General features: G+C 49.4%; 1 pseudogene. It reads right to left on the bottom strand.

Going from position 1 to position 633, the window contains the following annotated elements:
- Positions 1–633, bottom strand: a pseudogene (locus VB797_RS15020) (hypothetical protein); the annotation flags it as partial.

Here is a 633-nt window from a genome sequence, read left to right as displayed (position 1 = left end):
GTCAGCCAAACTACTTAGAGCATAGGCACGATAATACTCATCCCTAATCTCCCTAGCAGCAGCCAGTGCCGTACTGTACAATTCAGGAGGCAATTTATCGGTCAAACTACTTAGGGCATCGGTGCGATAATCTTCATCCTCAATTTCCCTAGCGGCAGCCAATGCCGTACTGTACAATTCAGGAGGCAATTTATCAGCCAAACAACTTAGGGCATAGGCGCGATAATACTCATCCTCAATTTCCCTAGCAGCAGCCAGTGCCGTACTGTACAATTCAGGAGGCAATTTATCAGCCAAACAACTTAGGGCTTTGGCGCGATAAGGCTCATGCTGAATTTCCCTAGCAGCAGCCAGTGTCTCTGGTAACGATTCTGGCAGAACATGAGCCAAACAACTTAGGGCTTTGGCGCGATAATCTTCATCCTCAATTTCCCTAGCAGCAGCCAGTGCCTCTGGTAACGATTCTGGCAGAACATGAGCCAAATTACTTAGGGCATTGGCGCGACGTGCCGCAGACTGAATTTCCCTAGCGGCAGCCAATGCCTCTGGTAACAATTCTGGCGATTTACCAGCCAAACTACTTAGAGCATCGGCGCGAGACTCCGCAGACTGAATCTCCCTAGCAGCAGCCAA

This window comes from Rivularia sp. UHCC 0363 (assembly GCF_034931125.1).
Taxonomy (GTDB): domain Bacteria; phylum Cyanobacteriota; class Cyanobacteriia; order Cyanobacteriales; family Nostocaceae; genus Rivularia.
The sequence above is the reverse complement of the archived record's forward strand: the minus strand, read 5'-3'. Positions and strand labels throughout refer to the sequence as shown.